This is a genomic window from Shewanella sp. S1-58-MNA-CIBAN-0166 (assembly GCF_040310085.1).
GTDB lineage: Bacteria > Pseudomonadota > Gammaproteobacteria > Enterobacterales > Shewanellaceae > Shewanella.
The window spans coordinates 1-231 of sequence record NZ_JBEOPN010000214.1; the positions used below are offsets into that span (position 1 = coordinate 1).

General features: G+C 42.4%; 1 pseudogene. It reads left to right on the top strand.

Annotated elements, in window-relative coordinates:
- Nucleotides 1-231: pseudogene (locus AAEY99_RS21745) on the top strand (ABC transporter permease); the annotation flags it as partial.

A 231-nucleotide genomic window follows, 5' to 3' on the forward strand; every position in this document is an offset into this window, starting at 1 on the left:
GTAAAAAGCTACGCAAGCAGCATCAAATTGCGGTTAATTTAGGTTATTACCCTATGGTGGCGTTTTTTAAAGTGGTGCTACCCAGTTTATACCCACTGTTACGTTTACCTATTTTTGCAGTACTTGCTTATGCCAGCGCCAGCGTTGAAATGCCACTCATTCTTGGCCCAAATACCCCTCCCACTTTAGCCGTTGCTATAATGCACTGGTTTAACGATGTAGATTTAAACC